This window comes from Telluria sp. BA11 (genome assembly GCF_056680305.1).
Genome location: NZ_CM155275.1, coordinates 2,095,204 through 2,112,756 on the forward strand (window position 1 = coordinate 2,095,204; position 17,553 = coordinate 2,112,756).

Below are 17,553 nucleotides of genomic sequence, written 5' to 3' on the forward strand. Positions count from 1 at the left end.
TGGCGCCGGCTTAGCGTCGAATCACGCGGGCGCTCAGGGCGATCACGAGGCCCGACAACGACAGCCCGCCCAGCGCCACCATGATGCTCGAGTGCATGGCGACCCAGCCCAGCACCGGCGGCGCCAGCAGCAACCCACCGTAGCCGAGCGTGGCCACCGCTGCCACGCCGTTCCCGGCGCTCATGCCGGGGATGCGCGCGGCTGCCCCGAACAGCAGCGGCACCACGTTCGCCGCGCCCAGTCCCACCAGCGCAAAACCGACCGCCGACAGCACGAAGTGCGTGCTGGCCACTGCCAGCGCCAGTCCGGCAAACATCGCCAGGCCGCCAACCACCATGATGCGCAGCGCGCCGAAGCGCACGATCAGCCGGTCGCCGGCGAAGCGGCATGCCGCCATCGCAATCGAAAACGCCGAGAAGCCCAGCGCCGCCGATGCCGGCGTGGCGCCGGTGCGCTCCTGCATCAGCAACGCGCTCCAGTCGACCAGCGCACCTTCGACCGCAAAGCACAACAGCGCCAGCAGGCCCAGGCCAAGCGCCGCACCACGCGGCAGCGAGAAGTGGCTGCCGGCGCCATGCGTGGCCGCAAAGCCCATCACGCGCGGCGCGGACAGCGCCAGCACGACTGCCGTGACCACGCCGACCATCAGCGCGCCCTGGCCATGGCCCAGGCCCTGCCCGACCAGCAGCCCGCCAATGCCGGCGCCGAACAGGCCGCCGAGGCTGAAGAAGCCGTGGAACGACGACATCGTCGGCAAGCCACGCGCGGTTTCGACTTCGCTCGCGTTGGCGTTCATTGCGACGTCCAGCGCGCCATTGCTGACGCCGAACAGGAACGCGGCGATGAACAGGAGCGGCAGACTCGGCGCGCCCATGATCAGCGGCGTCATCGCCGCAAACGCAAAGCCGGACAGCAGCACCATGCGGCGTGTGCCCCAGCGCCCGGTCAGCCCACCCATCAGCGGCATTGCCAGCAACGCGCCGCCGGCGACGGTCAGCAGCACCATGCTCAGCATGCCGGTATCAATCCCCATGCGCGCCTGCACGGTCGGCACGTGCGCAGCCCACAGGCCGATGCCGGCGCCGTTGAGCAGGAACACGGTGGAGATGGCCCAGCGCGCCGCGTCGATGCTGCGTGGATTGGCGGTAGTGACAGGATTCATGCGGCAGCCTTTGTGGTCATGGTGATGTCGAGCGCCGGATGGTGCTGGCGCAGCAGGGCAATGCTGGCGGCGGGTGCGTCGTGCTCCAGCACCAGATGGTCGATCTCTGACAGCGCACCAAACAGGAACGCCGCGCTGTCGTCGAAGCGTTCGTTGAGCGCCGCGACCGCGCGGCGCGTGCTGGCTGCGAACATCGCGCGTTTGAGCGCCGTTTCTTCGGGATCGGATGCGCTCACGCCACGCGCGGGATCGAGGCCGCACACACCGACGAGCGCCAGATCGAGTCGCAGGCGCGCCACCTCGGCCAGCGTGGCTGCGCCGACCGTCGCGCCGAGCGACGGATGGTAAGTACCGCCCAGCAGCACGATGCGCGTAAGCCTGAATCCCCCCAGCGCCAACGCGATCTGCGGGCTATTGGTGACGATCGTCGCGGCGCAGCCGTCGTCGAGCAGGCGCGCCAGCGCCAGGTGCGTCGAGCCGGCATCGATCAGGACCGTATCGTCCGGCCGGATGCAGGCGCGCAGACCATGCGCCAGTGCGGTCTTGCGTGGCAGGTCGGTGGTTGCACGCTCGTTGAAGCTGGGCTCTGGCTGACGCCGGATCGCGCCGCCATGCACGCGGCGCAGCAGGCCGGCTGCATCGAGTTCGCGCAGGTCGCGCCGGATCGTGTCTTCCGAGGTTGCCAGGCGTGTGGCCAGTTCTGCCGCCAGTACCCTGCCCTCGCGCTCGACCGCATCGACGATGGCATCGCGCCGTTCTTCGGCTAATTGCATGGCGTTCTCCTTGTTCTAGACATGTCACTGTACACAAACATGCACGTTCGTGTAATAACGTGCATAAAAACGCAAGGACGTGATCCGTGTCCTGATGACGCAATCCTGCAGTTCGCACCGGATTCCCGCATTTCGGCACAAGACCCGCCGCAGCACGGTTTTTCTACGCGATACTCGACAGATGACCACGACCAAGTCTTACGCACTGTCACCGATGTGGCGCCTGTACATCGCCGCCTGGCTGAGCTACATGCTGGTGATTGCGCTGGTGATGCAGGCCGACACCCTGCTGGCGGGCCGGCTCGACCCATCCCTGTTCTGGCGAGCCTTTGTGAGCATTGCGCCATCGGCTGCGATGCTGGCCCTGCTCTGGCCGCTCAGTGGCCGCTTCGAGCGGCGCGCCGTCCCCGGCGTGCAACGCTTCGTCATCCATGTCGTGGCGGCGCTGGCGTTTGCCACCTATGCGCACACGGTGCTGGTGGTAACGCAGAACCCGCCACCCCATCCGCTGTCCTGGCACCTGTGGCCCTTCCTGTACAACATGATGAGCTACGCCGTGGTGGCCGGCGTGTTTCACCTCGTGCGCGCCAACGCCGCGACCCAGCGCCAGGCGCTCGCCACGCAGCAGGCGCAGACGCTGCTGGTGGCGAGCGAACTGGGCGCGCTGCGCAGCAAGCTCAATCCGCACTTTCTGTTCAACACCCTGCACTCGATCATCGCCCTCACCGGGCGCAATCCGGAAGCGGCCGAGACGGCGCTGTTCCAGTTTTCGAACATGCTGCGCTACGTGCTCGACACCGAGCGCGCCGGCATCGACCGCGTCACGCTGGACGCCGAACTCGATTTCGTGCGCGACTATCTGGAGCTGGAAAGCCTGCGCCTGGGCGAGCGCCTGCGGGTCGAGTGGGATCTCGACCCCGACCTGGGCGATTGCCTGGTGCCGGCCCTGAGCCTGCAACCGCTGGTCGAGAACAGCATCAAGCACGCCTTCAATCCATTCACCCGCCATGGCGTCCTGCGCATCGAGAGCCGACGCGAGCCCGCTACCGGCCTGTTGCGCGTGACCGTGCGCGACGACGGCCCCGGCGCCACGCCGGCCACGATCGAGGCCTCGCCCGGCCTGGGCATCCGCACCATTGGCCGGCGCCTGGACCTTGACTACGCCGGCCGCGCTGCGCTGCGCATCGACTCCCAACCCGGCGCCGGCTTTGCCGCCTGCGTCACCGTGCCCACGACGCCATGACCACAAAGACCGTATTCTTCGCCGAAGACGAACCGCTCGCGCGCGACGTGCTGCGTGACGCCATCTACGCCCATCCGGGCCTGCGGCTGGTGGGCGAAGCGGCCGATGGCGCGAGCGCACTGGCGCGCATCGGGGCGCTGCGGCCCGACGTCGTGTTCATGGACATCCAGATGCCCGAGATGACGGGCCTCGAGGTGCTGCGCCAGCTCGACTACCTGCCGCAGATCGTGTTTACCACCGCCTACGACCAGTATGCGGTGGCCGCGTTCGAACTGCACGCGGTCGACTACCTGCTCAAGCCGTTCACGCGGGCGCGCTTTGCCGACAGCGTGGCGCGCCTGCTCGATGGCGCGCGGTCCGAACGCGCGGCCGTCGAAGGTGCGCTGGTGCGCGCCAGCACCGGGCCGGCGCCGCTCGATCGCATCCTCGTGCGCGACCGTGGCCGCATTTTTCCGCTCGCGGTGCACGAGATCGAATACATGAAGGCCGATTCGAAGTACACCGTGATCTCGGCGCGCGGCCAGCATTTCCTGGTGCGCATCGGGATGTCTGAACTCGAAGCGCAGCTCGATCCACGGCGTTTCATCCGCGTGCACCGCTCGGCGCTGGTGAACCTGGACTTCGTCGAATCGATGCGCGCCGACGACCAGTCGCAACTGCAGATCTTCATGCGCGACGGGACCTGCATTGGCGCCAACCGCGAGGCTTCCCGACTGTTGCGTGAGATGGCAATTTAGGCCGCCGGCCAGGTTTCGGATTTATAATCGCGGAATTTTCCGCTCATAAATTTCCTGGCCTCGGAGCACCTACTGCATGAACCTCACTTTGATCACCTTCGTCGTGCTCTATCTGCTCGGCACGCTGGCTCTCGGCATGTGGGCGGGCACGCGGATCAAGAACACCAGCGACTTTGCGGTCGCCGGGCGCAGCCTGCCGCTGGTCATGGTGATCACCACCACGTTTGCGACCTGGTTCGGCGCCGAGACCGTGATGGGCATCCCGGCCAAGTTCGTGCAGGGCGGCCTGAACGCCGTAATCGAGGACCCGTTCGGCGCCGGCATGTGCCTGGTGCTGGTGGGCCTGTTCTTCGCCACCAAGCTGTATAAACTCAACCTGCTCACGATCGGCGACTACTACCGCCAGCGCTACGGCAAGGGCATCGAGATCTTTTGCTCGGTCGCGATCATCATGAGTTATCTCGGCTGGGTCGCCGCGCAGATCACGGCGCTGGGCCTGGTGTTTTCCGTCCTGACGGCCGGGGCGATGTCGCCGGCCGCCGGCATGATCGTCGGCACGCTGACGGTGCTGATCTATGTGGTGGTCGGGGGCTTCCTGGCGGTGGCGATCACGGACTTCATCCAGATGATCGTGCTGGTCGTGGGCATGAGCGTGATCGCCTGGTTCGCGGCCGATCTGGCCGGCGGCGCCGGCAACGTGATGGCGATGGCGCAGAACGCCGACCTGTGGCGTGTGTGGCCCGAGCCGAGCTTTACCGACATCATGTTCTTCATCGCTGCGGCCGTGACGATGATGTTCGGCTCGATTCCGCAGCAGGACGTGTTCCAGCGCGTGATGTCGGCCAAAGACGCGCCGACCGCGCGCACCGGCGCCGTGATCGGCGGCGTGAGCTACATCCTGTTCGCTTTCGTGCCGATGTTCATCGTGGCCGCCGCCGTGGTGGTGATGGGTAGCCAGGCGCTCGAGATCGCGCAGAACGACTACCAGCGCCTGCTGCCGACCTTCGTGATGACCAAGATGCCGCTGGTGATGCAGATCCTGTTCTTCGGCGCCCTGCTCTCGGCAATCAAGAGCACGTCGTCGGCCACGCTGCTGGCGCCGTCAACGAGTTTTGTGGAGAACATCCTCAAGAATATCCGGCCCGGCATGACCGACCGCCAGCAGCTGCTGGCGATGCGCATTACGATCGTGATCTTTGCCACGCTGGTGCTGCTGTATGCGATCGCGATGGAAGGCACGTCGATCTACGAACTGGTCTCGAGCGCGTATCAGGTGCCGCTGGTGGGGGCGTTCGTGCCGCTGGTGATGGGGCTGTACTGGAAGCGTGCTACCACCCAGGGTGCGATCCTGTCGATCGCGGGCGGCTTGCTGACGTGGATACTGTTCTTCGAACAGATCACCGGCTGGGGCGTGCATTTCCCAGGGCAGCTGGCCGGATTGATCATGGCGTTCGTCGGCATGGTCGTCGGGTCGCTGGCGCCGCAGGTGCTGGTCAATCGCCGCGAAGTGGCAGCATAAGCCGTGGTTGAACGCGTGGACGGCACAGCCGTCCACCCTACACTGCTCATCAGGGCATTACCAGGGGACGATGCCGTTCTCGTCCGAAAAAGTACCGTTCGGACCATCGTCACCGATCAGCGCCAGGCGCACCGGCTCACGCGCTCCCTCCTCGACGCTGCGCGTCCCATTGAAATTGTTCAGCGCCGTCGACGTGAATCCCGGGCAGGCCGCGTTCACTTTGATCCTGGTGTGTTCGAGGGCGAGCGCGAAGGACAGCATCACGGCATGGACTGCCGCTTTCGACACCGAGTAATTGCCAAACATGCGCCGGTGCGCATTCGACTCGTCCGAATTGAGCGTCAGCGACGCGCCGGAACTGCCGGTGATGACAATCCGGCCGGCCGGCGCTTCAGTTAACAGCGGCAGCATTGCCTGCGTCATGGCGATCACGCCAAACACATTGGTCTCGAACACTTTGCGCACATTCTCGAGCGGCGCAGTGGTCAACAGGTTGGTGTTTACCGCTTTGTCGAATGACTGGTTCGACGCCGCACGCGAGATGCCGGCATTGTTCATCAACACATCCAGCCGGCCGAACTCGCGCCGGATGCGCTCGGCTGCTGCCTGAATCGACGCCGCATCGGTGACATCGAGCTGGATGGCATGTGCGCGATCGCCAAGTTTGCTTGCTGCAGCTTCGCCCTTTGCCAAGTCGCGCGCACCGACCAGTACGGTAAGTCCTTTCGCAACCAGCTCCTTCGCGATCTGCAACCCGATCCCTTGATTTGCGCCGGTGACCAGAGCGACACGTTGTTCGTCCATGAGAATGACCTTTCCAAGATGACGACGAGTGCCGCCTGCTGGTATGATCACCATAAGCGGAACGCCATTCCGCCTTTATACGGAACAAGGTTCCGCTTGTCAACGGGCGCAGGTGGCCGCTTTTTCCAACGAAGAAACGAGTAGAACAACAATGAGCGATGCAACGGGACGCCGCGTGCGGGCAGATGCGCTGCGCAATATCGATACGGTGGTGGAAGCGGCGCGCGATGTCTTTGCCGAGCAGGGTGTGGATGCACCGATGCGCACGATTGCGCAAAAAGCCGGCGTGGGTGTGGGCACCATCTACCGGCACTTCCCGCAGCGGGCCGATCTGATCGCGGCAGTGTTCCGACACCAGGTTGATGCCTGCGCCGACGCGGCAGCGTCATTTTTGCAGCAGCATCCGCCGGGCGAAGCACTGGATCTGTGGATGCAGCGCTATGTCGACTTCATTGTTGCCAAGCGGGGCCTGGCGGCGTCATTGTATGCAGGCGGGGCCGCCTTCGAAAACCTGCCAGCGTATTTCGACAGCCGTTTTGAGCCAGCCCTTCAATCGCTTCTTGATGCTGCCGTGGACGCCGGCGAGTTGCAGGCCGGCGCGGATCCTCGTGATCTGCTTCGCGCTGTTGCCAGTCTGTGCATGCCGACCAGCAATGGCGATCCGACGTCTGCGCGCCGCCTGGTTGCACTGCTGGTGGATGGTCTGCGTTACCGTGCGGTGCCACGATAATCATGCAGGTCCTGGTTGCAATAGCATCCACCGTGCACGTTCAACCCTTCACCGCGCCATGCAGCCAGACCGGCGGCATACGGTGAACGGGGGGTTAACTAACGATCAAACGTGCGGTGGCGGCGTAGGCAGTGGTTGAACGCGTGGACGGCAAGCCGTCCACCCTACGTTGGTCATCATGACAATCGGTGGAACGATTCAACCACCGCGCAAACATGTGTAGGGTGGACGGGTTCCCCGTCCACGCGTTCAACGGTCGTTCGATCAGACGTGCAGCAGCAAGTGCTCGCGTTCCCACGGGCTGATCACCCGCATGAACTCCTGGTGCTCCAAATCTTTCACCGCCGTATAAACGTCGATGAAGCGCTCGCCCAGCACATCGCGCAGGCGGTCTTCGCGGCGCAGCACCGTGATCGCTTCGGACAGCCCTTGCGGCAGGTCCACCGGCATGTCGTAGGCGCTGCCTTCGACCATTGCTGATGGCTCGATCGCTTCGACCATCCCCAGGTAGCCGCAGGCCAGCGTGATCGCCAGCGCTAAGTACGGGTTAGCGTCGGCGCCGATCACGCGGTTCTCCACGCGCCGGTCTTGCGAACCCGACACCGGCACCCGGATACCGACGGTGCGGTTATCGATCCCCCACTGCAGATTGATCGGCGCAGCCGTGTGACGCACGATGCGGCGGTACGAGTTCACGTACGGCGCAACGATCGCCATCGCCGATGGCATGTAGCGCTGCAGGCCGCCGATGTAATGGTGGAACAGCTCGGACGGCGCGCCGTCTTCGGTGCTGAAGATGTTCTTGCCTGTCTCGCCATCGATCACGCTCTGGTGCACGTGCATCGCCGAACCCGGCTCATTGGCCATCGGCTTGGCCATGAAGGTCGCGTACATGTCGTGCTTGAGCGCTGCTTCGCGCAGCGTGCGCTTGAAGTAAAACACCTTGTCGGCCAGGCCCAGCGGCTCGCCATGCTGGAAGTTGATTTCCATCTGGCCGGCGCCGATCTCGTGGATCAGCGTGTCGACGTCCAAATTCATCAGCTCGCAGTAATCGTAGATGTCCTCGAACAGCGGATCGAACTCGTTGACCGCATCGATGCTGTAGACCTGCCGGCTTGTTTCAGCGCGGCCGCTGCGGCCAATCGGCGGCACCAGCGGCAGGTCGGGATCGATGTTCTTGGCCGTCAGATAGAACTCGAGTTCCGGCGCCACCAGTGGTTTCCAGCCGCGCTGCTCGTAGAGCTTGAGCACGCGGCGCAGCACGCTGCGCGGCGCAAAGTCGACCAGGCGGCCGTCGGCGTAATAGCAGTCATGGATCACTTGCGCGGTCGGGTCGACCGCCCACGGCACCATCGTGATGGTGGTCGGGTCGGCCTTGAGGATCATGTCGCGGTCGATGCTCGAGATGGCGCGCTCGTAGGCGTCGTCACGTTCCGGCGTGTTGCCGGTCACGGTCATGCCCAGCACGACTTCAGGCAGGCGCATGCCACGGTCGTCCGTGAACTTCACGCGCGGCAGGATCTTGCCGCGCGCAACGCCGGTCAGATCGGGCACCAGGCATTCGATTTCGGTGACCCGCTTTGCATCGAGCCACTCGTCCATATCGGTATAACTGAAATTTTCACGTATTGCCATCATTGCCTCATGTCGGTAATCGATTGCGCGCCCGCTTCATGCAGGGCGCGCCGGGTCATTTCAACAGCGAGCCGCCACCCAGGCGTTGCTCGCGGTAAGCGCGGCAGGCGTCGCCAAAGGCGCGGAACATCTTCATCGAGTACGGGTTGTGCTGGATGCGCCATTCGGGATGCCACTGGACGGCCAGCGTGAAGCCTGGCGACGTCGATACGGTGAACGCTTCCACCAGGCCGTCTTCGGCCACGGCTTCGACCGACAGGCCCGGCGCCAGTTCATTGACGCCCTGCCCGTGCAGCGAGTTCACGGGGATCTCGGCCGCGCCGAGAATGCCCTCGAGCATGCCGCCGGGGGTGACGGTGACGTTGTGCGCGTCGCCATATTGCTCATCCATGCCGAGCTCGGCTTTTTCTCGGTGATCGAACTTGCCCACGACCGTCTGCACCGCCTGGTGCAGGCTGCCGCCAAGCGCCACGTTCATCTCCTGGAAACCGCGGCAGATGGCGATGATCGGCACGCCACGGCGCACCGCTTCGCGGATCAGGGGCAAGGTAGTCTGGTCGCGCGCCGGGTCTTGCGGCAGCGTTGGATCCAGCACTTCTTCCGAGTAGTAGCTGGGATGCACATTGGAGGCCGAGCCGGTCAGCATGATGCCGTCGATGGTGCCGAAGATGGTTTCCAGGTCCAGCGATTCGCCGGACGATGGCAGGATCAGCGAGGCGCAATCGGCGCCCAGGGTGACGGCGTCGACATACTTGTGCTGGGCGGCGTGATACGGATGTTCGCCGAAATCACGCGTGCATGCGGGGACGATTACGATAGGGCGCATGGTGTTGTCCTTCTCTTTGAGGCGCGCGACCACAAGGCGGTCAAAGGGTCGGGCGCGGGGGAAATTTCATGTCAAAAGCTTAACTTCATTCGGCTAAGGCAGCCCACACGTTTCCAAAAGTCATCACAATTTCGAGAATTTCAGTATGCAGTAATCGGGCGCGGCGGCACGTTCGTTTGCAAATGGGTCTACCATGACGGCTTGCATCCGCGCTCTGCAGCCGATGCTCGACATGAATTGACGAGGACACTATGCCGAATTTGAAAGACCCTTCCCTGCTGCGCCAGCAAGCCTTTGTTGGCGGCGCCTGGTGCGACGCCGACGACGGCCAGACCATCGCCGTGACCAACCCCGCCAATGGCGAAACCGTGGCCAGCGTGCCGCATATGGGCGCTGCCGAAACAAAGCGCGCCATCGACGCCGCCAACGCCGCCTGGCCGGCGTGGCGCAAACTGCCCGCGAAAGAACGCGCCGCGATCCTGCGCAAGTGGAACGATTTGATGCTGGAAAATGCCGACGACCTGGCATTGCTGATGACGCTGGAACAAGGCAAACCGCTGGCTGAGGCCAAGGGCGAAGTCGCCTACGCCGCCTCGTACTTCGAGTGGTTTGGCGAAGAAGCCAAGCGCGTGGCCGGCGAGACGCTGGCCTCGCCATGGCCCGATAAGCGCATCGTCGTGACCAAGGAGCCGATCGGCGTGTGCGCCGCGATCACGCCGTGGAACTTCCCCGCCGCGATGATCACCCGCAAGGTCGCGCCGGCGCTGGCCGCCGGTTGTCCGATCGTGCTCAAACCGGCCGAACTCACGCCGCTGTCAGCACTGGCGCTGGCCGTGCTGGCCGAGCGTGCCGGCGTGCCGAAAGGCGTATTCAGCGTCGTCATTGGCGACTCCAAGGCGATCGGTGGCGAGATGACGGGCAACCCGCTTGTGCGCAAGCTGAGCTTTACCGGCTCGACCGCCGTGGGCCGCCTGCTGATGGAACAGTGCGCACCGACGGTCAAGAAGATTTCGCTCGAACTGGGTGGCAACGCGCCGTTCATCGTGTTCGACGATGCCGATCTGGATGCGGCGGTTGAGGGCGCGATCGCCTCGAAGTTCCGCAATGCCGGGCAGACCTGCGTGTGCGCCAACCGCCTGTACGTGCAGGATGGCGTGTACGACGAATTCGCGCGCAAGCTCGCCGTGGCGGTGGGCAAACTGAAGGTGGGTGACGGCCGCGAAGAAGGCGTCACGCAAGGCCCGCTGATCGAAGAAAAAGCCGTGCGCAAGATCGAGCAGCACATCGAGGATGCGCAGGCCAAAGGTGCCAAGCTGCTCCTGGGCGGCAAACGCCACGCGCTGGGGCACAGCTTCTTCGAGCCGACGGTGCTGACCGATGTGACGTCCGATATGCTGGTGGCGCGTGAAGAAACCTTCGGCCCGCTGGCGCCACTGTTCCGCTTCAAGACGGAAGACGAAGTGATTGCCATGGCCAACGACACCGAGTTCGGGCTGGCGTCGTACTTCTATGCGCGCGACATCGGCCGCGTCTGGCGCGTGGCCGAGGCGATCGAGAGCGGGATGGTGGGGGTCAATACCGGCATCATCTCGACCGAGGTCGCGCCGTTCGGCGGCGTCAAGCAGTCAGGCCTGGGGCGTGAAGGCTCGACCTACGGCATGGACGATTACCTGGTCGTGAAATACATCTGCATGGGCGGCATGTAAGGGGCGCCGGCGATCACGTTTTTTTGTACTCTTTGTACTCGTAATACTTGCGTGCATCGCCGCGCACCAGCTCGGCCGGGTACTTCGCCCGGTTGAGCACCATCTTTTCTTCGACCGCCGCGACCAGGTCGACGTCGAGCTTGTCCGCCAGCCGCACGAGATAGACCAGCACATCGGCCATCTCGTGCCGCACTTCGACCAGTTTATCCGCGCCGAGTTCTTCGGCACGGCCCGACTGCAGCCACTGGAAATGCTCCAGCAACTCGGCCGCCTCGACCGTCAAGGCCGCGGCGAGGTTCTTCGGCGTGTGGAACTGATCCCAGTCACGCTCGTCGACGAACGCGCGCACCAGCGCGCGCAGTCGCATCAGATCACTGTCCACGCCGCTCTTCACGCACGACGCCGCCCTCGACGTAGCCATCAAGCACCCGGCGCAGCTTCGGCTCGATCTCTTCGAAGCTGCTGACGGTGATGCCCAGGTCGCGCAGCAGGCCGTCGTGCACACCGTACACCCAGCTGTGGATGGTCAGCGGCTGGCCACGTTCCCACGCATCGCGCACGATGGTCGTGTGGGCGGTGTTCATGACCTGCTCGGCCACGTTCAGCTCGACCAGGCGGTTGGTGGCGGCGCGGCCGCTCACGTGGCCCAGGTACTTGCCATGCTTGTCGCGCACATCGCGCACGTGGCCGAGCCAGTTGTCGGCCAGGCCCACGCGCGCATCGGTCAGCGCCGCGTGCACGCCCGAGCAGCCATAGTGACCGCAGATGATGATGTGCTTGACCTTCAGAACGTCAATCGCGAACTGCAGCACACTCAGACAATTCAAATCCGAATGCACGACGACGTTGGCGATATTGCGGTGAACGAACAGTTCGCCCGGCGCCATGCCCAGCAATTCGTTGGCGGGGACGCGGCTGTCCGAGCAGCCGATCCACAGGTATTCCGGCGCCTGCTGTTCCGACAGCGCCTTGAAGAAGTTCGGGTCCTCGGCCACCATCGTGGCTGCCCACGTCCGGTTGCGCTCGAACAGTTCTGCCGCGGTCAATCCCTTGGTCTTGTATTTGTCCATCATGGTTCCTTGTGCTTGTTACCGTCCCAAAAGGGGCGTTGCCAGGCCTGTTCTGGAGCAGGCTTCAAAGGCGGGTAGGTCTCGAAACAGGGGGAGTATAACCGTGTTGGCGGGCCAACCGGACAGGCAAAAAAAAACCGCTGAAGGCATATGCCATTCAGCGGTAAGTAGACTTACTCGAAGAAGTCCTTGACCTTGTCCATCCAGCCCTTGCTTTGCGGGCTGTGCTTGGCGCCGCCTTCGATCGTCAGGCGTTCGAACTCGCGCAGCATGTCCTTCTGCTTGTCGGTCAGCTTGACCGGCGTCTCGACGATCACGTGGCAGAACAGGTCGCCCGTGTAGCCCGAACGCACGTTCTTGATGCCCTTGCCCTTGAGGCGGAAGGTCTTGCCGGTCTGGGTGCCTTCAGGCACCGTGAACGACACCTTGCCGGTCAGGGTTGGCACTTCGATTTCGCCGCCCAGTGCCGCTTTCGAGAACGAGATCGGCATTTCGCAGTGCAGGTCGTCGCCTTCGCGCTGGAACACGGTGTGCGGCTTGATGTGGATCTCCACATACAGGTCGCCTGCCGGCCCGCCATTGGTACCCGGTTCGCCATTGCCCGACGAGCGGATGCGCATGCCGTTGTCGATACCGGCCGGGATCTTCACTTCCAGCGTCTTGTTGCGCTTGATGCGTCCGGCGCCGCCGCAGGCCGCGCACGGCTCGGGGATGATCTTGCCGCTGCCATGGCATTTCGGGCAGGTCTGCTGGACGCTGAAGAAGCCCTGCTGCATGCGCACCTGGCCATGACCGGCGCAGGTGGTGCAAGTCACAGGCTGGGTGCCCGGCTTGGCGCCGCTGCCGTGGCAGGTGTCGCACTTGTCCCAGCTCGGCACGCGGATCGTCGTGTCGAAGCCGTGAGCGGCCTGTTCCAGCGTGATCTCGAGGTTGTAGCGCAGGTCGGCGCCGCGGTACACCTGCGGGCCGGCACTACGGCCGCCACGGCCACCGCCAAAGATGTCGCCGAAGATGTCGCCGAACGCATCGCCGAAACCACCGGCGCCGCCGCCCATGCCGCCCATGCCGCTGTTTGGATCGACGCCCGCGTGACCGTAACGGTCATACGCTTCGCGCTTCTCCGGGTTGGTCAGCATCTCGTAGGCCTCTTTGACCTCCTTGAACTTCTCTTCCGCTTCCTTGTTATCCGGATTGCGGTCAGGGTGGTACTTCATCGCAAGCTTGCGATAAGACTTCTTGATCTCGTCTTCCGACGCACCCTTCGCGACCCCAAGGATCTCGTAAAAATCACGCTTCGCCATGGTCGGCACCTAAAGTTATCTGAAAACTGAATTCTTTAAACCAAAAAAACCGAGCCGAGTACCTGGAAGGTGTCGGCTCGGCCTGTACGCGAAGGCATCAAGCCTTCGCGCCGGAGACGCTTACTTCGCGTCTTTCACTTCCTTGAAGTCGGCGTCGACAACGTCGTCATCCTGCTTGCCCGACTGCTCGCCACCGGCTGCACCGGCGCCTGGGCCACCGGCCGCGCCAGCGCCACCAGCCTGCTGCGCCTGCATGTCGGCGTACATCTTCTCGCCCAGCTTCTGCGATGCGCTCGACAGGGCTGCCGTCTTGGCATCGATGTCCGCCTTGTCGCCGCTCTTGATCGCGCCTTCGAGGTCGGTGATTGCCGCTTCGATCTGCTCTTTCTCACCGGCTTCCAGCTTGTCGCCGTATTCGGTCAGCGATTTGCGGGTCGAGTGCACCAGGGCGTCGCCCTGGTTGCGCGCTTCCGCCATTTCCTTGACCTTCTTGTCTTCTTCGGCGTTCAGCTCGGCGTCCTTGACCATCTTCTGGATTTCTTCTTCCGTCAGACCCGAGTTCGCCTTGACGGTGATCTTGTTCTCTTTGCCGGTGGCCTTGTCTTTCGCGCCGACGTGCAGAATGCCGTTGGCGTCGATGTCGAAAGTCACTTCGATCTGTGGCGTGCCACGCGATGCTGGCGGGATGCCTTCCAGGTTGAACTCGCCCAGGCCCTTGTTACCGGCCGCGATTTCACGCTCGCCCTGGAACACCTTGATGGTCACGGCCGGCTGGTTGTCGTCGGCAGTCGAGAACACCTGCGAGAACTTGGTCGGGATCGTGGTGTTCTTGTGGATCATCTTGGTCATCACGCCGCCCAGGGTTTCGATACCCAGCGACAGTGGCGTCACGTCCAGCAGCAGCAGATCCTTGCGCTCGCCCGACAGGACCGAACCCTGGATCGCAGCGCCGACAGCGACGGCTTCGTCCGGATTGACGTCCTTGCGTGCTTCCTTGCCGAAGAACTCCTTGACCTTCTCCTGCACCTTCGGCATACGGGTCATACCGCCGACCAGGATGATGTCGTCGATGTCCGAAACCTTGACGCCGGCATCCTTGATGGCCATGCGGCATGGCTCGATCGTCTTGATGATCAGCTCTTCCACCAGCGACTCGAGCTTGGCACGGGTCATCTTCAGGTTCAGGTGGACCGGCGCGCCGTTCGCCATGGCGATGTACGGCTCGTTGATTTCGGTCTGCTGCGACGACGACAGTTCGATCTTTGCGCGCTCGGCCGACGCCTTGATGCGTTGCAGGGCGATCGCGTCTTTCGACAGGTCCAGGCCGTTGATCTTCTTGAACTCGTCGATGATGTAATCGATGATGCGCTGGTCGAAGTCTTCGCCGCCCAGGAACGTGTCGCCGTTGGTCGACAGCACTTCGAACTGCTTTTCGCCATCGACGTCGGCGATTTCGATGATCGAGACGTCGAACGTGCCGCCGCCCAGGTCATACACGGCGATCTTGCGGTCGCCCTTGTCGGTCTTGTCCAGGCCGAATGCCAGTGCGGCAGCGGTTGGCTCGTTGATGATGCGCTTGACGTCCAGGCCCGCGATACGGCCGGCATCCTTGGTTGCCTGACGCTGCGAGTCGTTGAAGTACGCCGGCACGGTGATGACCGCTTCGGTGACTTCTTCGCCCAGGTAGTCCTCGGCGGTCTTCTTCATCTTGCGCAGCACTTCAGCCGAGATCTGCTGGGCAGCCAGTTTCTTGTCGCGCACACCAACCCATGCGTCGCCGTTGTCGGCCTTGACGATGGCATATGGCATCAGCGAGATGTCTTTTTGCACTTCTTTTTCATCGAACTTGCGGCCGATGAGACGCTTGACGGCGAACAGCGTGTTCTTCGGGTTGGTCACGGCCTGGCGCTTGGCCGGCGCGCCGACGAGGATCTCGCCGTCTTCCTGGTAAGCGATGATCGATGGCGTGGTACGCGCGCCTTCGGCGTTTTCGATCACTTTTGGCTGACCGTTTTCCATGATGGCCACGCACGAGTTCGTGGTGCCAAGGTCGATACCGATAATTCTGCCCATGATGTATTCCTTTTTATATGCTGAGTTTCTGATGGATTCAATATTGGGAAAAACGGCGTGCTTTCAAGAGCATTACGCGGCACGCGGCCATTCTTATTTTGGTGCTGCTGCCGTCACGATGGCTGGCCGCAGCAGGCGGTCGGCGATCATGTAACCCTTTTGCAGCACGGTGACCACGGTATTGGCTTCCTGCTCCGCCGGCACCACGGCAACGGCCTGGTGCTTGTTCGGATCCAGCTTGTCGCCCACTTGCGGCAGCACCTCGACCAGGCGGTTCTTTTCGAACGCGCTGGTGAGCTGCTTGAGCGTCATCTCGACGCCTTCCTTGATCGACTCGACCGTCGGCGCTTCGACCTTCAGTGCCATCTCCAGGCTGTCGCGCACCGGCACCATGGCCTCGGCGAAGCTTTCGATCGCAAATTTGTGGGCCTTGCTGACGTCTTCCTGAGCGCGGCGGCGGATGTTTTCCGCGTCGGCCTTGGCGCGCATGAAGGCGTCATGCATTTCGGCCAGCTTGGCTTCGGTGGCGCTCAGTTGTTCTTCGAGGCCCGGCGTACCCGTCTGCGCGGCGCCAGCGGTAGCACCATCATTGATGTCAGCGCCAGGCGCCTGTACATCCTGCTCGTTGCTCATCTCTTTGTTTTCTTGGTCTTGCATCGGAAAAACTCCTGGAATCAAGGACTTGGCTGATTTAAAAACGTATCCTGATTGATACACAGCGCACCAGATGGGGCGATCTCCTACAATTACAAGGGGAATTGCAGGAAAGCCATCTGAAATTCAGGCAAATGCGGCCCTGCAGCGCCAACAACCCGCTATTTTAGCAGGTTGTCAACAGGCAAGTCGGTATGGACTAGTTGGGAGCGCCGAGGCTCTTGGCGCGCGCGGCGCCACGTTCGGCATCGATGCGGCGCGCTTCGCGCTGTGCCGGCGTGAGGATGGTCGGCCAGCCAATCAGGTGCTGCTCGGCGATTTCGGCCAGGCCTTGAATCCAGGCCGGCGACGCGTTCAGGCACGGGATGTAATGAAACTCCTTGCCACCGGCCGCTTCGAAATCATGGCGCACTTCCATCGAGATTTCTTCCAGCGTTTCCAGGCAGTCGCTGGTAAAGCCAGGACAGATCATGTCGATGCGTTCAAGGCCATCACGCGCCAGTTGCGCGACGGTCGGCGCGGTGTACGGCTGCAGCCACTCGGCCTTGCCGAAGCGCGACTGGAACGTGACCATGTACTCGTCCTGCGACAAATCGAGCGCGGTGGCCAGCAGGCGCGCGGTTTTATAGCACTCGCAGTGATACTGGTCGCCCAGCAGCAGGGTGCGCTTGGGCACGCCGTGAAAGCTCATCACCAGCTTCTGGCCGCGGCCATGGTTGTCCCAGTGCGCCAGCACGTTGTCGCGCAGCGCGTGGATATAGCCTTCGTGGTCGTGATAATGCTTCACCAGGCGCAACTCGGGAATGTTGCGCACCTTGGCATAGTGCTGGAACACGGCATCCCAGATCGAGGCGGTGGTGGTGCCGGAATATTGCGGGTAGGCGGGCAGCACGACGATGCGGTCGACACCCTCCTCTTTCAGGCGATCGAGCACCTCGGGCATCGATGGCGAGCCGTAGCGCATCGCCATCGCCACACTCACGTCTTCGTGGCCGCGCTCGGTCAGCATCGCTTGCAGGCGCGTGGCTTGCAGGGCCGTGTTCACGCGCAGGGGCGAACCGTCGCGGGTCCAGATCGTGCGGTATTTCGCGGCCGACTGGCCGGAGCGGAACGGCAGGATGATCAGGTGCAGGATGCACCACCAGACAAGGCGCGGCACTTCGACCACGCGCGGATCGGACAGGAACTGCTTCAGGTAGCTGCGCACCTTGCCGCGCGTGGGCTCGTCAGGCGTGCCGAGATTGACCAGCAGGACCGCGCTGCGTGGGATGGTACCGTGGGTGTAAGGCGGTTCAGGGCGAAATGACATGGGGGCGTAGT

Annotated in this window: 16 protein-coding genes; 5 read left to right on the forward strand and 11 right to left on the reverse strand. The window is 63.3% G+C overall.

The features are described 5' to 3' along the window. Nucleotides 1-10: 10 nt before the first annotated feature. Complete coding sequence (locus AC1MGT_RS09160) at nucleotides 11-1,162, reverse strand: MFS transporter (RefSeq protein ID WP_499503925.1); 1,152 nt, start codon at nucleotides 1,160-1,162, stop codon at nucleotides 11-13. Next, the gene (locus tag AC1MGT_RS09165) at nucleotides 1,159-1,935 is read right to left on the reverse strand and encodes a DeoR/GlpR family DNA-binding transcription regulator (RefSeq protein ID WP_499503926.1); all 777 of its coding nucleotides are present in this window, start codon (nucleotides 1,933-1,935) and stop codon (nucleotides 1,159-1,161) included. The genes AC1MGT_RS09160 and AC1MGT_RS09165 overlap by 4 nt, the downstream gene beginning before the upstream one ends. Before the next feature lie 181 nt (nucleotides 1,936-2,116). Here AC1MGT_RS09165 and AC1MGT_RS09170 point away from each other — a divergent pair, with 181 nt between their 5' ends. From AC1MGT_RS09170 to AC1MGT_RS09180, 3 genes are all read left to right on the forward strand, one after another. Then, nucleotides 2,117-3,178 carry a sensor histidine kinase gene (locus AC1MGT_RS09170; protein WP_499503927.1) on the forward strand — a complete coding sequence of 354 codons (1,062 nt, stop codon included), beginning with the start codon at nucleotides 2,117-2,119 and terminating at the stop codon, nucleotides 3,176-3,178. Beyond that, the gene (locus AC1MGT_RS09175) at nucleotides 3,175-3,915 is read left to right on the forward strand and encodes a LytR/AlgR family response regulator transcription factor (protein WP_499503928.1); all 741 of its coding nucleotides are present in this window, start codon (nucleotides 3,175-3,177) and stop codon (nucleotides 3,913-3,915) included. The genes AC1MGT_RS09170 and AC1MGT_RS09175 overlap by 4 nt, the downstream gene beginning before the upstream one ends. 76 nt (nucleotides 3,916-3,991) lie before the next feature. Beyond that, entirely contained in the window at nucleotides 3,992-5,434 is a 1,443-nt protein-coding gene (locus AC1MGT_RS09180) for a high affinity choline transporter 1 (RefSeq protein WP_499503929.1), read from the forward strand. A 57-nt stretch (nucleotides 5,435-5,491) separates the two neighbouring features. Here the strand turns inward: AC1MGT_RS09180 and AC1MGT_RS09185 are convergent, their stop codons facing one another. Continuing rightward, the gene (locus tag AC1MGT_RS09185; protein WP_499503930.1) at nucleotides 5,492-6,238 is read right to left on the reverse strand and encodes an SDR family NAD(P)-dependent oxidoreductase; all 747 of its coding nucleotides are present in this window, start codon (nucleotides 6,236-6,238) and stop codon (nucleotides 5,492-5,494) included. Nucleotides 6,239-6,281: 43 nt separating this feature from the next. Between AC1MGT_RS09185 and AC1MGT_RS09190 the strand changes: the two genes are divergently transcribed. Further along, a complete protein-coding gene (locus AC1MGT_RS09190) occupies nucleotides 6,282-6,968 on the forward strand; it encodes a TetR/AcrR family transcriptional regulator (protein WP_499503931.1) in 687 nt (228 codons plus the stop codon). Nucleotides 6,969-7,232: 264 nt separating this feature from the next. Here the strand turns inward: AC1MGT_RS09190 and AC1MGT_RS09195 are convergent, their stop codons facing one another. Together AC1MGT_RS09195 and AC1MGT_RS09200 are read right to left on the reverse strand one after the other, a co-directional pair. Next, on the reverse strand, nucleotides 7,233-8,603 hold the full coding sequence (locus AC1MGT_RS09195; RefSeq protein ID WP_183556091.1) for a glutamine synthetase family protein: 1,371 nt from the start codon (nucleotides 8,601-8,603) through the stop codon (nucleotides 7,233-7,235). A gap of 55 nt (nucleotides 8,604-8,658) precedes the next feature. Continuing rightward, a complete protein-coding gene (locus tag AC1MGT_RS09200; RefSeq protein WP_499503932.1) occupies nucleotides 8,659-9,429 on the reverse strand; it encodes a gamma-glutamyl-gamma-aminobutyrate hydrolase family protein in 771 nt (256 codons plus the stop codon). 251 nt (nucleotides 9,430-9,680) lie between these two features. Between AC1MGT_RS09200 and gabD the strand changes: the two genes are divergently transcribed. Continuing rightward, complete coding sequence (gabD, locus tag AC1MGT_RS09205; RefSeq protein ID WP_499503933.1) at nucleotides 9,681-11,135, forward strand: NADP-dependent succinate-semialdehyde dehydrogenase; 1,455 nt, start codon at nucleotides 9,681-9,683, stop codon at nucleotides 11,133-11,135. Nucleotides 11,136-11,148: 13 nt separating this feature from the next. Here the strand turns inward: gabD and AC1MGT_RS09210 are convergent, their stop codons facing one another. The 6 genes from AC1MGT_RS09210 to hemH all read right to left on the reverse strand — a co-directional run bounded on the left by AC1MGT_RS09210 (nucleotide 11,149) and on the right by hemH (nucleotide 17,542). After that, nucleotides 11,149-11,556, reverse strand: coding sequence for a nucleotide pyrophosphohydrolase (locus tag AC1MGT_RS09210; RefSeq protein WP_499503934.1), 408 nt, complete (start codon nucleotides 11,554-11,556; stop codon nucleotides 11,149-11,151). Continuing rightward, on the reverse strand, nucleotides 11,507-12,205 hold the full coding sequence (gene can, locus AC1MGT_RS09215) for a carbonate dehydratase (protein WP_499504271.1): 699 nt from the start codon (nucleotides 12,203-12,205) through the stop codon (nucleotides 11,507-11,509). Before can ends, AC1MGT_RS09210 begins: the two co-directional genes overlap by 50 nt. 173 nt (nucleotides 12,206-12,378) lie before the next feature. Further along, nucleotides 12,379-13,506, reverse strand: coding sequence for a molecular chaperone DnaJ (gene dnaJ / locus AC1MGT_RS09220; RefSeq protein WP_332533169.1), 1,128 nt, complete (start codon nucleotides 13,504-13,506; stop codon nucleotides 12,379-12,381). A gap of 120 nt (nucleotides 13,507-13,626) precedes the next feature. After that, nucleotides 13,627-15,579, reverse strand: coding sequence for a molecular chaperone DnaK (dnaK, locus tag AC1MGT_RS09225; RefSeq protein WP_183556084.1), 1,953 nt, complete (start codon nucleotides 15,577-15,579; stop codon nucleotides 13,627-13,629). A gap of 93 nt (nucleotides 15,580-15,672) precedes the next feature. Beyond that, nucleotides 15,673-16,236: a nucleotide exchange factor GrpE gene (grpE, locus tag AC1MGT_RS09230; protein WP_499503935.1), complete on the reverse strand. Its 564-nt coding sequence runs from the start codon at nucleotides 16,234-16,236 to the stop codon at nucleotides 15,673-15,675. 196 nt (nucleotides 16,237-16,432) lie between these two features. Next, the gene (gene hemH, locus AC1MGT_RS09235; RefSeq protein WP_499503936.1) at nucleotides 16,433-17,542 is read right to left on the reverse strand and encodes a ferrochelatase; all 1,110 of its coding nucleotides are present in this window, start codon (nucleotides 17,540-17,542) and stop codon (nucleotides 16,433-16,435) included. Nucleotides 17,543-17,553: the final 11 nt, after the last annotated feature.

Coding starts and splice junctions, on each gene's coding strand:
- dnaJ (WP_332533169.1), bottom strand. CDS start 13,506: ATGGCGAAGCGTGATTTTTACGAGATCCTTGGGGTCGCGAAGGGTGCG.
- AC1MGT_RS09175 (WP_499503928.1), top strand. CDS start 3,175: ATGACCACAAAGACCGTATTCTTCGCCGAAGACGAACCGCTCGCGCGC.
- AC1MGT_RS09190 (WP_499503931.1), top strand. CDS start 6,282: ATGATCACCATAAGCGGAACGCCATTCCGCCTTTATACGGAACAAGGT.
- AC1MGT_RS09185 (WP_499503930.1), bottom strand. CDS start 6,238: ATGGACGAACAACGTGTCGCTCTGGTCACCGGCGCAAATCAAGGGATC.
- dnaK (WP_183556084.1), bottom strand. CDS start 15,579: ATGGGCAGAATTATCGGTATCGACCTTGGCACCACGAACTCGTGCGTG.
- hemH (WP_499503936.1), bottom strand. CDS start 17,542: ATGTCATTTCGCCCTGAACCGCCTTACACCCACGGTACCATCCCACGC.
- AC1MGT_RS09160 (WP_499503925.1), bottom strand. CDS start 1,162: ATGAATCCTGTCACTACCGCCAATCCACGCAGCATCGACGCGGCGCGC.
- AC1MGT_RS09200 (WP_499503932.1), bottom strand. CDS start 9,429: ATGCGCCCTATCGTAATCGTCCCCGCATGCACGCGTGATTTCGGCGAA.
- AC1MGT_RS09170 (WP_499503927.1), top strand. CDS start 2,117: ATGACCACGACCAAGTCTTACGCACTGTCACCGATGTGGCGCCTGTAC.
- can (WP_499504271.1), bottom strand. CDS start 12,205: ATGGACAAATACAAGACCAAGGGATTGACCGCGGCAGAACTGTTCGAG.
- AC1MGT_RS09195 (WP_183556091.1), bottom strand. CDS start 8,603: ATGGCAATACGTGAAAATTTCAGTTATACCGATATGGACGAGTGGCTC.
- gabD (WP_499503933.1), top strand. CDS start 9,681: ATGCCGAATTTGAAAGACCCTTCCCTGCTGCGCCAGCAAGCCTTTGTT.
- AC1MGT_RS09165 (WP_499503926.1), bottom strand. CDS start 1,935: ATGCAATTAGCCGAAGAACGGCGCGATGCCATCGTCGATGCGGTCGAG.
- AC1MGT_RS09210 (WP_499503934.1), bottom strand. CDS start 11,556: ATGGCTACGTCGAGGGCGGCGTCGTGCGTGAAGAGCGGCGTGGACAGT.
- grpE (WP_499503935.1), bottom strand. CDS start 16,236: ATGCAAGACCAAGAAAACAAAGAGATGAGCAACGAGCAGGATGTACAG.
- AC1MGT_RS09180 (WP_499503929.1), top strand. CDS start 3,992: ATGAACCTCACTTTGATCACCTTCGTCGTGCTCTATCTGCTCGGCACG.